Annotated in this window: 11 protein-coding genes, 1 pseudogene and 1 riboswitch; of the genes and pseudogenes, 8 read left to right on the top strand and 4 right to left on the bottom strand. The window is 67.0% G+C overall.

The genetic code is table 11. The features are described from left to right. The 4 genes and pseudogenes from ACKAE7_RS18400 to ACKAE7_RS18385 form a co-directional block, all read left to right on the top strand. A pseudogene (locus ACKAE7_RS18400) lies at positions 1–344 on the top strand (hypothetical protein); the annotation flags it as partial. 108 nt (positions 345–452) lie between these two features. Continuing rightward, the gene (locus ACKAE7_RS18395; protein WP_188812251.1) at positions 453–983 is read left to right on the top strand and encodes a ferritin; all 531 of its coding nucleotides are present in this window, start codon (positions 453–455) and stop codon (positions 981–983) included. A 146-nt stretch (positions 984–1,129) separates the two neighbouring features. Further along, positions 1,130–1,195: riboswitch (guanidine-III (ykkC-III) riboswitch) on the top strand. A 9-nt stretch (positions 1,196–1,204) separates the two neighbouring features. Continuing rightward, on the top strand, positions 1,205–1,528 hold the full coding sequence (locus ACKAE7_RS18390; protein WP_104186470.1) for a multidrug efflux SMR transporter: 324 nt from the start codon (positions 1,205–1,207) through the stop codon (positions 1,526–1,528). After that, on the top strand, positions 1,528–1,866 hold the full coding sequence (locus ACKAE7_RS18385) for a multidrug efflux SMR transporter (RefSeq protein WP_188812249.1): 339 nt from the start codon (positions 1,528–1,530) through the stop codon (positions 1,864–1,866). The genes ACKAE7_RS18390 and ACKAE7_RS18385 overlap by 1 nt, the downstream gene beginning before the upstream one ends. On the opposite strand, the gene ACKAE7_RS18380 is transcribed toward ACKAE7_RS18385, so the two are convergent. Beyond that, a complete protein-coding gene (locus tag ACKAE7_RS18380) occupies positions 1,841–2,893 on the bottom strand; it encodes a LacI family DNA-binding transcriptional regulator (protein ID WP_408979957.1) in 1,053 nt (350 codons plus the stop codon). The genes ACKAE7_RS18385 and ACKAE7_RS18380 overlap by 26 nt on opposite strands. A 194-nt stretch (positions 2,894–3,087) precedes the next feature. Between ACKAE7_RS18380 and pulA the strand changes: the two genes are divergently transcribed. From pulA to ACKAE7_RS18365, 3 genes are all read left to right on the top strand, one after another. Then, positions 3,088–6,165, top strand: a complete 3,078-nt coding sequence (pulA, locus tag ACKAE7_RS18375; RefSeq protein WP_408979956.1) for a pullulanase-type alpha-1,6-glucosidase — start codon at positions 3,088–3,090, stop codon at positions 6,163–6,165. 168 nt (positions 6,166–6,333) lie between these two features. Continuing rightward, complete coding sequence (locus ACKAE7_RS18370; RefSeq protein WP_188812243.1) at positions 6,334–6,972, top strand: nucleoside/nucleotide kinase family protein; 639 nt, start codon at positions 6,334–6,336, stop codon at positions 6,970–6,972. 69 nt (positions 6,973–7,041) lie between these two features. Further along, entirely contained in the window at positions 7,042–8,034 is a 993-nt protein-coding gene (locus ACKAE7_RS18365; protein ID WP_408979955.1) for an aldo/keto reductase, read from the top strand. A gap of 59 nt (positions 8,035–8,093) precedes the next feature. Here the strand turns inward: ACKAE7_RS18365 and ACKAE7_RS18360 are convergent, their stop codons facing one another. Genes ACKAE7_RS18360 through betT form a run of 3 tightly spaced genes read right to left on the bottom strand, consistent with a single transcriptional unit; the run spans position 8,094 to position 13,359 of the window. After that, positions 8,094–9,674, bottom strand: a complete 1,581-nt coding sequence (locus ACKAE7_RS18360; RefSeq protein WP_408979954.1) for a GMC family oxidoreductase — start codon at positions 9,672–9,674, stop codon at positions 8,094–8,096. Positions 9,675–9,679: 5 nt separating this feature from the next. Continuing rightward, a complete protein-coding gene (locus tag ACKAE7_RS18355) occupies positions 9,680–11,179 on the bottom strand; it encodes an aldehyde dehydrogenase family protein (protein ID WP_408979953.1) in 1,500 nt (499 codons plus the stop codon). Then, entirely contained in the window at positions 11,176–13,359 is a 2,184-nt protein-coding gene (betT, locus tag ACKAE7_RS18350; protein ID WP_408979952.1) for a choline BCCT transporter BetT, read from the bottom strand. Before betT ends, ACKAE7_RS18355 begins: the two co-directional genes overlap by 4 nt. A gap of 179 nt (positions 13,360–13,538) precedes the next feature. On the opposite strand from betT, the gene ACKAE7_RS18345 reads away from it, so the two are divergent. After that, a complete protein-coding gene (locus ACKAE7_RS18345; RefSeq protein ID WP_190612702.1) occupies positions 13,539–14,189 on the top strand; it encodes an MBL fold metallo-hydrolase in 651 nt (216 codons plus the stop codon). Positions 14,190–14,351: the final 162 nt, after the last annotated feature.

Here is a 14,351-nt window from a genome sequence, read left to right as displayed (position 1 = left end):
ACGCCGTGGTGGTGGGCTACAACGACGCCGGGGGTTCGGCGAAGGTTGCAGCCACAGTGGGCGTCTGGGAGAACGGGGTGCTGGGACGCGCGCTGGCAGCGACGGTGGGGACGCTGAATCCCGGCCGGATCGCCGTGGGCGGACTGGTGGGCGTGCTTCCGGATTTCCTGGGAGCCTGCCGGCAGCAGATCCTCGACGACGCTTTTGAACCATCCCTGGTGGACCTTGAGGTTGTCTCCGCGGACAGCCGGACGGCCACGGCCGTTGGACTGTGCAAACTCGTGGAAGAGAGCCTCTACGCGCCGGAGCGTGTCGAACAGCTCCTGGCGCAGCGGGCCGGCTGAGCCACTTCGCTGGATGGTACGGGGCACGCGGAACAGGGCAGCCTTGCCTTGCAGAAGCAGAGCCTTTCCACACTGGTGGCTCCCCCGGGCCGTCCCTAGACTCGGGCTATGACCACTTCATCGTTCAATGCGCTCCTGTCCACCCAGATCGGCAACGAGTTCACCGCGTCGCAGCAGTACATAGCCGTGGCCACCTGGTTCGCCAACCAGGACCTCCCCCAGCTGGCGCGCTACTTCTACCGCCAGTCCGTGGAGGAACGGAACCACGCCATGATGATGGTGCAGTACATGCTTGACCGGGACATCCCCTTCACCATTCCCGGCGTTCCGGCCGTCCGCAACGACTTCGCTTCCGTTACCGAGCCGCTGGCCCTGGCGCTGCAGCAGGAGAAGGAAGTCACCCGCAACATCGAGGACCTGTTCCGGGCTGCCCGCGGCGAAAACGATGCCCTGGGCGAGCAGTTCATGCTGTGGTTCCTGAAGGAGCAGGTGGAGGAAGTGGCGTCCATGACCACCCTGGTGAACATCGCAGAGCGCGCTGACAACCTGTTCGACATCGAGAACTTCATTGCCCGCGAAACCATCGGCGACGGCGGCCGGGACTCCTCCGCCCCCGAGGCTGCCGGCGGGGCGCTCTAACCCCCGCCGGGCCCAACTGGGTAGCGCTAAGTGTCGTTTTGGAGGGTCATAACGACACTTAGCGCTACCCAGTTGGGGTGAGCAGGCAGTTGGTGAGGTTGGGCACCAAACGAGCCCGACGCCGTCGCGCGTTGCTATTCTGGAAATCAAGGCTCCGCACCTGAGCCTCCGGACGACGGTTCAGTACCCGGAACGCGACAAGACTGGCCAAAGGATCTGCCATGTCGTGGTTAATACTTCTTCTCTCCGGTGCGCTCGAGGCCGTCTGGGCCGCATCCCTGCACCGCGCCTTCCAGGCTTCCGGACGGAAGCGACTCGCCCCGGCCGCACTCTTCCTGGTGTCCGTCGCCGCGAGCACGGGCGGCCTTGCCATCGCAATGCAGTCCATCCCCACCGGCACCGCCTACGCGGTCTGGGTTGGGGTGGGCGTGGTGCTGACCTCCGCCTACGCCATCGTCACCAAGGTGGAACGCCCGACGGCGGCGCGCCTCCTCCTGCTGTCCGGCATCGCTGTGTGCGTGGTTGGCCTGAAGGTGGTGGCGTAATGCTGCGGCGTTCACTCCCCTGGCTGGTGCTGCTGGCCTCGGCTGTCCTCGAAGCGGTCTGGGCCACCGCCCTGGGGCTGTCCGACGGCTTCAGCAGGCCCGGCCCAACCCTTGTTTTCGCCGTGACAGCCACCCTCAGCATGCTGGGCCTCGGCTGGGCCATCCGCACCATCCCGCTGGGCAGTGCCTACGCCGTGTGGGTGGGCCTGGGCGCCGCGCTGACTGTGGGCTGGGCGATGGCCACCGGTGTGGAGCCGTTCAGCGTGCTGAAGGTTGTGTTCATTGCCGGGATCGTTGGCTGCGCCGCCGGCCTCAAGGCGCTGCCAAAGGACCCGTAGAGGCCCTCAGCACGAGATCGGACCCCAGGACCACCGGCGAGTGCGAGGACTGCTCACCGGCCATGTCCGCCGCGAGCGCATGCACCGCAGCATGCGCGATCGCGGCGGCAGGCTGGCGGAGCGTCGTCAATGGCGGGTCGGTGAGGGCCATCAGCGTGGAATCGTCAAAGCCCACGATGGAGACGTCCTCAGGCACCCGCAGCCCCCTGGCCCGTGCCGCGCGGATGGCACCCAGCGCCATGACGTCGGATGCGCACACGATCGCCGTGTGGCCCGAATCCAGGAGTTCGTTGGCCGCGCTCTGGCCGCCTTCCACCGTGTACATGCTCGTGGCGGTGTGGGGTGCGGGATCGTCAACGCCCAGGTAGTCCGCAAGCGCAGAGCGGAAGCCTGCCAGTTTTTGCCGGCTGGGAATGAAGCGGTGCGGGCCGATTGCCAGCCCCACCTTCCGGTGCCCCAGGCTGGCCAGGTGCTGGACCGCCGTCCTGATCGCGGCGGCGTCGTCATTGGACACCGAGGCCGCCCCAAGCTCGGGGCGGGGGCCGTTGACCAGGACGTACGGGATGCCCCGGCCGCGCAGTCGGTGGTAGCGCTCCAGGCTGGCCTGGCCGTCCGCGTGGGCGCTGCAGATGAAGATGATGCCGGCTGCGCCCTGGGCCACGAGCATCTCGATGTACTCGTCCTCTGAACGGCCGCCGCCGGGCAGTGCACAGATGACGGGGATGAAGTCCTCCTGGGAGAGGAGGGAGACCACCGCCTGGGCGATGGCCGGGAAGATCGGGTTGGTGAGGTCCGGGACGATGATCCCCACCTGCCCCCTGGCTGCGCTGCGGGTGCGGTCGGGCCGCTCATAGCCCAGATCGTCCATGGCGGCGAGGACTGCCTGGCGCACCTCCCTGGAAACGCCCTTTCGCCCGTTGACCACGCGGGAAACGGTGGCAATGCTGACGCCGACCTTCCGCGCAAGGTCTTCCAGTTTTGGCCGTTCGGCCGCGGCGGGTTCCGCCCCGCTCCCGATCATGCTCATGGTGCTCCTTCGCCGGAACAGCATTCCGGAAGTCTCGTGCTTCCCAGTGTACGGAAGCCGGGACGCATCCAATATGAAAACAAGGCGTGAAATTTTCAGCAAACCATTGACGTGTAGTCAGGACGAAACCTAGGCTCGTGGGACACCCCGCTCCCCACTGTTGCCGTCCGGGGCGTTTCCAAGGAAGGTCTTCCATGTCCCACAAGTCCACCGCAGCCGGCATCCCGCCTGCGCTCAACAGAAAACTGGCAGCCGCCTTGGCGGCGGCCTGCGCCACTCCCCTGGCACTGGGCGGCCTCGCCCTCCCGGCCTCCGCGGACCACACCGCCGTGCCCCAGGCCGTGGCCCTCGTCGGCTCCCTGCAGTCCGAGGTCGGCTGCCCCGGAGACTGGCAGCCCGATTGCGCGGCCAGCAGGCTGCAGCCTGTAGAAGGCTCCGCGACGCTCTACCGCGCCACGTTCGATATCCCCGCGGGAACGTACGGAATGAAGGTGGCCCTGAACAACTCCTGGGATGAAAACTACGGCGCAGGTGGAGCAGCCGGCGGGGGTGACCTGGTGCTCAAGGCCCCCGGCGGGCCGGTGACTTTCACCTACGACCATGCCAGCCACACCCTCACAGACGATGTCCCCGATACCCTCGGCGCCGAGGCGGGAGCGCACTGGCTGTCGGCGGACACCATCGCCTGGGAGGCGCCCGCAGCGGAAGGAACCACCTACCGTCTTTACAGCGCGCCCGACGGCGGCCTGGCAGTGGCGGACGGACAGGTCACCGGCGGCAGCTACGTACCGCTCGAAAAGACGAACCAGACCCTGGATGCGGGGCTGGCTGCCAAGTACCCCCACCTGACCGGGTTCGCCTCCCTGCGGCTGGCGGCAGGTGACGCAGCGCGGGCCAAAGACCTGTTGAAGGGCCAGCTTCTCGTTGCCGCAGTCGGGGCGGACGGTTCGGTCACCGCCGCCACCGGCGTGCAGGTCCCCGGGGTTTTGGACAGCCTCTACCAGGGCGCGGCGGGGCGGGAACTCGGACTTGCCTGGAAGGGCAACCGGCCGGAGCTGTCCCTGTGGGCGCCCACAGCGCGCAGCGTCACCGTCCACACCTACGCTTCCGGCTCCGGTGGGGATCCCGTCTCCAGCCGCCCCATGGAACCGGCGCAGGACGGCGTCTGGTCCCTGACCGGTGAGAAAGACTGGAAGGGCGCCTACTACCTGTACGAGGTGGAAGTCTTTGTCCCGGAAACCGGCCAGGTTGAACGGAACCTGGTCACCGACCCCTACAGCGTGGGCCTTTCCGCCAACTCCGGGCGCAGCCTGTTCGTGGACCTGGAGGACAAGGCGCTGGCCCCGGAGGGCTGGAAGAAGCTGCAGAAGCCCGCCCTCACCAAACCCGAGGACCTCTCCCTCTACGAACTCCACGTCCGCGATTTCTCCATCACCGATGAGACCGTCCCGGATGCCCACCGCGGCACTTATAAAGCCTTCACGGACGCCAACAGCAACGGCATGCAGCGGCTCCGGGAGCTGACGGACGCCGGGATGAACGCGGTCCACCTGCTGCCGGTCAATGACATCGGCACCATTGAAGAACGGCGCAGCGAGCAGCTGGAACCGGCCTGCGACCTCGCCGCCCTGCCGGCGGATTTGGAGGAGCAGCAGGCCTGCGTCGCGGAGACTGCTGCCAAGGACGGCTTCAACTGGGGCTACGATCCCCTGCACTACACAACCCCGGAGGGCTCCTACGCCACCGATCCGGACGGCGCCACCAGGATCACCGAGTTCCGCGAGATGGTGGCCGCCCTCAACACAGCCGGGGCGCGGGTCATCCAGGATGTTGTCTACAACCACACCTCGAGTGCCGGCCAGTCCGGGAGCAACAACCTGGACCGCATTGTTCCGGGCTACTACCACCGCCTCAACCCCGGCACCGGATCCCTTGAGACGTCCACCTGCTGCGCCAACACGGCCACCGAGAACACCATGATGGGCAAGCTCATGATCGATTCCCTGGTGACCCTGGCCAGGACCTACAAACTGGACGGCTTCCGTTTTGACCTCATGGGCCATCACTCGAAGCAGAACATGCTGGACGTCCGGGCGGCCCTGGACAGGCTGACCCTGGCCAAGGACGGTGTGGACGGCAAGGCCATCACCCTGTACGGCGAGGGCTGGAACTTCGGCGAGGTTGCCAACAACGCCCGGTTCGTCCAGGCCACCCAGGAGAACATGGCCGGCACCGGCATCGGCACCTTCAACGACCGCCTGCGCGATGCCGTCCGCGGCGGCGGCCCCTTCGACCCCGACCCCCGGGTGCAGGGCTTCGGATCCGGCCTGTACACGGACCCCAATGATTCGCCGGCCAACGGCACCCCGGAACAGCAGAAGGAAGCCCTCCTCCTGGCCCAGGACCTGGTGAAGGTGGGCCTGACAGGCAACCTGAAGGACTACTCCTTTGTTGACCGCACCGGCGCCACCGTCACCGGGGCGGACGTGCCGTACAACGGTGCGCCGGCGGGCTACACCAGCGATCCGCAGGAGGCCGTCACCTATGTGGAGGCCCATGACAACGAGACGCTCTTTGATGCCCTTGCGCTGAAGCTGCCGCAGGACACCCCCATGGCTGAACGGACGCGGATGCAGACCCTGGCCCTCAGCACCACCGCGTTTGGCCAGGGCATCTCCTTCTGGCACGCGGGCGGCGAGGCGCTGCGCAGCAAGTCCCTGGACCGCAACAGCTACGATTCGGGCGACTGGTTCAACATCATGGACCACACGGACGGCACCAATGGCTTCGGCCGCGGGCTGCCGCCCAAGGCGGACAACGAGGACAAGTACGGCTACATGCGCCCGCTGCTGGCGGACCCTTCGCTGAAGCCGGCTCCCGGCGAGATTGCTGAAGCGCGCGGCCGGGCTGCCGAGCTCCTGCAGATCCGCAAGAGCACACCGCTGTTCCACCTCGGCGAGGCCGGCCTGGTCCAGCAGAAGGTGTCCTTCCCCGACGGCGGTCCCGGACAGGCTCCGGGCGTGGTGGTCATGCACATCGACGATTCCGTAGGCCCGGACGTGGACAAGGACCTGCGCGGGCTGGTGGTGGTGTTCAACGCCGCCGACGACGCCGTCAGCCAGACGGTTGCCGCGACGGCAGGTGCGGCCTACGTCCTGCACCCGGTCCAGTCCGGCGGCATCGATCCCGTGGTCAAGACGGCCAGCCACGATCCTGCGACCGGCACCTTCACCGTTCCGGGCCGCACCGTGGCGGTGTTCCAGCTCGGCTAGGCGCACGCCCCTGGCCCAGCCCACCTGAATCTCCACCGCTGAGTCTCCCCACCTTTAAGGCAGGACGACGGCGTGCCCCGGCGAAACGCCGTCGGCCGCGCCATCCGCCCCGCGAAAGGTGGGGAGACTCAGCGGCTTGTGCCTGGGCGCGCAGTCTAGGCTTTTGCCATGGACTTCCCTGAGATCGCCGCAGCCGTCGCCGGACTGCGCGGCGCCGTGCGCGGCGCTCCGGGCGGCGGGCGGCGGATGCTGCTGGGCATCACGGGTGCGCCGGGCGCCGGCAAGTCCACGTTCGCTGCCTGGCTGCAGCAGCAGTTCGGGCCCGGGCAGGCTGTGGTGGTACCCATGGACGGCTTCCACCTGGGCAACGCCGTCATTGAGGGCACGCCGCTGCGGCAGCGCAAGGGTGCCATCGACACGTTCGACGCCGGCGGGTACCTGTCTCTGTTGCGCCGGCTGGTGCGGCGGGATGAGGCAGTGGTCTACGCGCCGGAGTTCCGCCGCACCCTCGATGAACCGGTGGCGGCGTCCATCGCCATCCCCGCGGAAGTTTCCCTGGTGATCACGGAAGGCAACTACCTGTTGTTCGAGCAGGAACCCTGGAAGGACATCCGGGCGCAGCTGGACGAGGTCTGGTTTGTTGATGTCCCCCCGGCGCTGCGGCTGAAACGGCTGGTGGAACGGCACATCTCGTTCGGGATGGAGCGGGCCGCGGCGGAAGCCTGGGCAGCCGGCCCGGACGAGGCCAACGCCATGCTGATCGAGGCCACCCGCCCGGCGGCCAGCAGGATTATTCCCTGGCACTAAGGAGTTGCCACTACCAACGGCATCTCGAAACAGCGCCGGTCATGGCATGGCGAAGAAACAGGAGAACTGATGGCACATGTGGTAACCCTCGGAGACGGACTCAACGTCAGCCCGCTCGGCTTCGGCGGCATGGCCCTGACGCCCGTGTACGGGGAGGTGGACCAGGAAGACGCGCTCCGCACGCTGCACCACGCCGTCGACTCCGGCGTCACCTTCATCGACACTGCAGACATCTACGGCGGGGGCAGCAACGAGGAACTGATCGCGCAGCTGCTGAAGGAGCGGCGGGACGAGGTCCAGCTGGCCACCAAGTTCGGGCTGGTGGGCACGCCGGCGGACGGCTACACGGACATCCGCGGCGACGCCGACTACATCCGCCAGGCCGTGGACCGCAGCCTGCGCCGGCTGGGCACAGACGTGATCGACCTCTACTACATGCACCGCCGCGACCTCCGCGTTCCCATGGCGGAAACCGTGGGAGCCATGGCGGAGCTGGTGCAGCAGGGCAAGGTCCGGCACCTGGGGCTGTCCGAGGTGACGGCCCGGGAGCTGGAGGAAGCCAGCGCCGTGCACCCCATTGCGGCGGTCCAGAGCGAATGGTCCATCTGGAGCCGCGACGTGGAACGCAACGTTGTCCCTGCCGCTGCCGCCCTGGGAACCGGTTTTGTGCCGTACTCGCCGCTGGGCCGGGGATTCCTCACCGGCACCGTCGACGCCTCCAGCCTGGGGGACAACGACTTCCGGCGCCGGATCCCCCGGTTCGCCCCGGATGCCGCCGGCGCCAACCAGGCGGTGGTGGACACGGTGCAGGCCGTGGCGGACCAGCTGGACGCGACGCCGGCCCAGGTTGCGCTCGCCTGGCTGCTCGCCCAGGGCAGGAAGCGGGGGCTGCCCGTCGTCCCCATCCCCGGTACCCGCAAAGCCCACCGGATTCACGAGAACCTCGGCGCGCTGGACCTGGAACTGGCCCCGGCGCACCTGGACGCGCTCGGCGAAGCGTCGGACGCCGTCGTCGGTTCCCGCTCAGCCGACCCCAGCTTTGTGTCCGAAGGGCGGGAATAAAGCATCACACGACGCCGAAGGGCGGCCCCGCAGGGGACCGCCCTTCGTCACGCATCAGGTCAGGAGGCGGAACGTGCTTCCCGGACCAGCTCGGCACAGCGTTCGCCGATCATCATGGTGGTGATGTTGGGGTTCACGGTGGTCAGCTCCGGCATGACGGAGGCGTCAGCCACCCTCAGCCCGGTGACGCCCTTGACGCGCAGTTCGGGATCCAGCGGTGACATCCCGTCGTCGGCCGCGCCCATCCGGACCGTCCCTGCCGGGTGGTACACGGTGTTGTGGGTCTTCCGGATGTAGTCGGTGATCTCCTCATCGCTCTGGATGTCGGGGCCGGGGTACAGCTCGGTTCCCACCCAGTCGGCCAGCGCCGGCTGCGCGGCAATCTCACGTGCCTTGCGGATCCCGGCGATCATCACGCGCATGTCGTGGCCGTCCGGGTCGGTGAAGTAGCGGGGGTCCACCCTGGGCTTGTCCCGGAAGTCCTTGCTGCGCAGTTTCACGGTTCCGCGGCTGCGGGCATGCGTGACGTTGGGCGTGAGGCAGAAACCGTTCTCCGTTGTGGGGAAACCCTGCCGCAGCGTGTGCATGTCGAACGGCACCGAGCCGTAGTGGAACATCAGGTCGGGCCGGTCCAGGCCTTCCTCGGTGGTGGTGAAAATGCCTGCCTCCCACCACTGCGTGGACGTCTCCGTCATGGGCTGCCTGGCCTCCCACTGGATCACGCCTTCGGGGTGGTCCTGCAGGTGCTCGCCGACGCCCGGTGAGTCCACACGGACGGGGATGCCGAATTCCTCCAGCTGGGCGGCCGGGCCGATGCCCGAAAGCATCAGCAGCTTGGGGGAATCGATGGCTCCGGTGGAAACGATCACCTCGGCCCGCGCGGTGAGCTCATGCGTCCTGGCAAAGGCATTGTCCACCACGGCAATGCCGGTGCAGCGGTTGGCGGCGTCGAAGGTGAGTTCCTTGGCCCGCAGCCCGGTCATGAGCGTGAAGTTTGCGCGGTCCATGATCGGGTGGATGTAGGACACCGAACTGGAGGACCGGGTCCCGTCCGCGCGGCGGTTGATCTGGAAGAACCCGGCGCCGTTGATCACCGTTTCCCCGGTGTTGAACTGCGCCTTCGGGATGCCGGACTGTTCGCAGGCTTCCAGCATGGCCCGGCCGGCGGGATCCGACGCCGGGACGTTCATCAGGTGCACCGGGCCGCTGTCGCCGTGGTGCGGTGCGTCGGGGCCGGCGTCCTCATTGGTTTCCAGCTGCTTGAACAGCCGGAAGGCCAGGTCCGAGTTCCAGCCGGTGGCGCCGAACTTCTGCTCCCACTCGTCAATGTCCTCGCGGGGCGCCCAGAAGGCGATGCAGGAGTTGTGGCTGGAACAGCCGCCCATGACCTTGGCCCGGGCATGCCGCATGAAGGAGTTGCCGTTTTCCTGCTCCTCGATGGGGTAGTCCCAGTCGTAGCCGGACTCCAGCAGCTCCATCCAGCGGTCCAGTTGCAGGATCTCGGGAAGGTTCCGGTCATCGGGCCCGGCTTCCACCAGGGCAACCTCCACGGCCGGGTCCTCGCTCAGGCGCGATGCCACGGCGGCCCCGGCGGAGCCGCCGCCGATCACGATGTAGTCGAATTCCGTCTTTGCTGCCATGTGCCTTAGTTCCTCCCTGCAGGTGCGGCGGCGTGGTCCGCGAACCAGCCGGTGACCTGCGGATCGATGTTCTGGTAGACGTGCTTGGCTTCCTGGTACTCGGCCAGGCCGGTGGGCCCCAGTTCGCGGCCGACGCCGGACTGGCCGAACCCGCCCCACTCCGCCTGCGGCAGGTAAGGGTGGAAATCGTTGATCCAGATGGTGCCGTGGCGCAGCGCCCGGGCCACCCGCTGGGACTTGCCGGCGTCCTGGGACCAGACGGCGCCGGCCAGGCCGTAGTGGGTGTCGTTGCCGAGTTTCACGGCTTCCGCCTCGGTGGTGAAGGTTTCCACCGTGACCACGGGGCCGAATGCCTCGTCAACCACCACGGACATGCCGCTCTTGACCTGGTCCAGGACGGTGGGCAGGTAGAAGAAGCCCTTCTCCAGCTCCCCGGTTCCCCACGCACCGCCGCAGCGCAGCCGGGCGCCCTCGGCGATGCCCTTCTCGACGTAGGCCGTGACCTTGTCGCGGTGGGCGGCGGAGATCAGCGGGCCGGTCTCGGCGTCCGGATCGAACGGTCCGCCCAGGCGGATCTGCTCCGCCCGGCGCACCAGCTCATCCACGAACTCCTCCGCGATGGACTCCTCGACGATCAGCCGGGCGCCGGCGGAGCACACCTGGCCGGAGTGCACGAATGCGGCATTGAGGGCGTTGTCCAGGGCGGCGTCGAAATCGGCGTCCGCGAAGACGATGTTGGGGTTCTTGCCGCCTAGCTCCAGCGCGATTTTCTTGACCGACGCTGCCGCCGAGGCAGCGATGGCTTTCCCGGTTTCCAGGCCGCCGGTGAAGGACACCAGGTCCACCTCCTGATGGCCGGACAGGACGGGGCCCACGGTCCTGCCGTCACCCAGCACAAGGTTCGCGACGCCGTCGGGCAGTCCCAGCTCCTGGAGGACCTCCATCATCAGGATGGAGGTGTGCGGCGTCAGTTCGCTGGGCTTGAGGACGAAGCTGCAGCCCGCGGCGAGCGCGGGGGCGATCTTCCAGGCGGCCTGCAGCAGCGGGTAGTTCCACGGGGCGATCAGCGAGCACACGCCGACGGGCTCGTATTCGATCCGGCTCACCACCGTGGCGCTGCCGGCATCCACCACGCGGCCTGAATCCTGGCCGGCAAGCTTGCCGAAGTACTCAAAGCAGTTGGCGATGTCGTCCATGTCGATTTCGCTTTCCACCAGGCGCTTGCCGGTGTCCAGCGTCTCGGCGCGGGCAAACTCGTCCTTGCGCTCCCGCAGCCGGTTGGCGACGCTGATCAGGAACGTGCCCCGCTCCAGCGCCGACTTCCCGGACCACGCGCCGGAGTCGAAGGCTGCCCTCGCCGCCTCCACGGCACGGTCCGCATCCGCGGCGGTCCCCTCCGAGACAGACCCCACCAGTTCGCCGTCGGCCGGGCAATGGATGTCCCGGGTGCCGCCGTCGGACGCTGCGGTCCAGCTGCCGCCGATGTAAAGCGTTGCAGTGCTCATTTCGTTTCCTCCTGCATGTCGAAGTCGGATTCCCAATTGTCTTTTGCCACCTGATCCTCAACCAGGACGGTATTTCCGGGCGCTGCACGGTTCAGGTGCAGGAATTCAAGGTGCTGTTCGTAGTGGTCCAGGACGTCCGTGATGACCTGTTCCTTGGTGTAGCCCATGAGGTCGTAGCCGTAGCTGCCCTCCTGGGAGAACACCTCCATGCGGTAGTAGTGGTCGTCCGGATCAGCCCTGCGCGTGGCATAGCTGGGCGTCTCGTACTGCACCGGGTAGATCTGGTATTTGAAGGCCCGCTCCTCGCCCATGGGCAACTGCAGGTCGATGCTGCGGATGCCGCAGGGTTCCACGGTGGTCACTGTCAGTGCCGTCTCCGCACCCTGTGCTTTGAGTTCGGCTTCAACTTCCTGCAGCGCCGGGACGGCAACTGCTTCAGCGAAACGGATGGTCTGCCTCCGCCCGGGGTAGCTCATGGCGCGGCTGAGCCGTTGCCGCCAGGTGCGTCCACCGCGCAGGTCGCTGGAGCGGCCCGTGATGATGCCGGGCAGGCTGGCGCGGTAGCTGTCGTTGAGCGAGTTCTCCACCCGGAGGGCTTTAAAGAGGCCCAGCATGATGAACACGAGCAGCAGGGACAGGGGTAGGCCCATCACGATCGTGGCATTCTGCAGCGTGGTGACCCCGCCGACCGTGAGCATGGCCAGGGTCAGCAGCCCGGTGGCCACAGCCCAGAACACGCGCATCCATTCAGGCCCGTCGGAATCCGCGTCCTTCAGGTGGGAGGTGAAGTTGGACATCACCAGGGCGCCGGAGTCCGCCGATGTCACATAGAACAGCAGCCCCGTGAATGTTGCTACGGCCGCTGTGAGGGGGACAGCCGGGTACTCCGCCAGGAGGCTGTAGAACCCACGCTCCGGATGGCTCATGGCAGCGTCGCCGAAGGCCATGTTGCCGCCCATGACCAGGTCAAGGCTGGAGTTTCCGAAGATGGAGATCCACAGCACGATGAAGAGGAAGGGGACTGTCATGGTGCCCAGCACAAACTGCCGGATGGTGCGGCCGCGGGAGATGCGGGCCAGGAACAGGCCCACGAAGGGCGCCCACGCAATCCACCACGCCCAGAAGAACAGGGTCCACGCGTTCATCCACTCTGTGGGCTTGTCATAGGCAAATGTATCCATGGTCATGGCGGGGAACCGGCTCACCACGTCACCGATGTTCTGGACGATCCCGTCCAGCAGGAAGTTCGTCTTGCCGGTGGCGAGGATGAACAGCATCAGGGCCACGGCCAGGATCACGTTAAGCTCCGAGAGCCGCCGGATGCCCTTTTCCACGCCGGACACCACGGACACCGTGGCCATCACCACGGACAGGGCGATCAGGCCGATCTGCACGGCAAGGTTCTCCGGGATGCCGAACATGAAGTTGAGCCCGTAGTTGAGCTGCACGACGCCGATGCCCAGCGAGGTGGCGATGCCGAAGATGGTGCCGAGCAGCGCGGCGATATCCACCGCGTGCCCCATCGGGCCTTCGATCTTCTTCCCGAAGATGGGATAGAGCGCGGACCTGATGCTCAGCGGCAGGTTGTGGCGGTAGGAGAAGTAGCCCAGGGCCAGCCCCATCAGGGCGTACAGGGCCCAGCCCGTGATGCCGTAGTGGAACAGCGTCCATACGAGCGCCTGCCGTGCGGCCTCGGCGGTCCCGCCCTCCCCCTGCGGCGGAGCCAGGTACTGGCTGACGGGTTCGGACACGGAGAAGAACATCAGGTCGATGCCGATTCCGGCCGCGAACAGCATGGCCGCCCAGGTGAACATTCCGAACTGCGGTTTGGAATGGTCCGGGCCCAGCTTGGTCCTGCCCACACGGGACACTGCCGCGAACAGGACGAAGACCACCACCGCGGTGACGATCAGAAAGTAGTACCAGCCCATGTTGGTGGACACCCAGCCCACCATGGATCCGATCACGGCTTCTGCGTTGTCTTTGGCAACAATGGCCCACAGGGCGATGCCGAGCACCCCGAAAGCGGAGCCGAAGAACACGGCTTTATTCACCCGGGTGGTGGCTTCGGGGCCGGCGTCGGCGGCCGGCGTGTTCTTCCCTGCCGATGGTTGCTGCGACTTTGGATCAGCGTTTTTCATTCCCGCGGTGGACGCGGGCGGCGTTGCATTTTGGCTCATCGTGTCCCATTCCAGTTTTGAGGCTGTGGTGCGGACGACGTCGGCTCATTGGCTTTCGGACACCGCCGAAAAACCGCAGCCCGCACCATGAGTGACTGTGGCTTGGTTTTCGACGCTACCAAGCTGTTTCCCGAAGGGCCGACTTTTATGAGTCCGGTCACTAGGCCAGACTGAACCCCATGGACTCACTCATTCACGACCTGCGTGACATCACCATCCGCCGGATTTCGGTCAGCGAGATGGACAACAACGTGTACCTGTTGACTGCCAAAGCCAGCGGCGAACAGGTGCTGATCGACGCCGCGGATGATGCGCCGGCCATCCAGGGGCTGCTTGCCGACGCCGCCGCGGACACGTCCACCACGCCGAAGCTGGCTCTGATCGCCACCACGCACCAGCACTGGGACCACGTCCGGGCGCTGAAGGAGCTCGTGGAGGCCACCGGCTCCCCAACTGCCGCAGGAACGGACGACGCCGGCGCGCTGCCTGTTGCGGTGGACCGGAACCTGGAGCATGGGGACAGGGTGGCCGTGGACGGCTTTGCGCTGACGGCGGTCCACCTGCGCGGGCACACGCCCGGCTCGATTGCCTTCGCCTATGAGGGCCCCGAAGGACCCGTGCACATCTTCTCCGGTGATTCGCTGTTCCCCGGGGGTGTGGGCAACACCCAGAAGGACCCGGAACGGTTCAGCCAGCTGTTGGACGACGTAACCCAGCGGCTGTTCGGGGCCTACCCGGATGACACCGTGGTGCACCCGGGCCACGGCAAGCCGACTACCCTGGGCGCCGAGCGGCCCCACCTTGAGGAGTGGCGCGCCCGCGGCTGGTAGCTGTTAAAGGCATCGAGTGCTCCGTACCTGTCGTTTAGACGCGTCATAACGACAACTACGGAGCACTCGATGTGGGAACTGGTGGGGATTAGCGGCTGCGGCGTTCGTTGGACGCCGGAGCCGACGCGCGGCGGGGACCGCTGCGGGCGGGACGGCCGGAGC

Origin of the sequence: Pseudarthrobacter sp. NKDBFgelt (assembly GCF_046097905.1) — a bacterium.
GTDB classification, from domain to species: Bacteria; Actinomycetota; Actinomycetes; order Actinomycetales; family Micrococcaceae; genus Arthrobacter; species Arthrobacter polychromogenes.
This window is presented reverse-complemented; position numbering and strand designations above follow the sequence as displayed.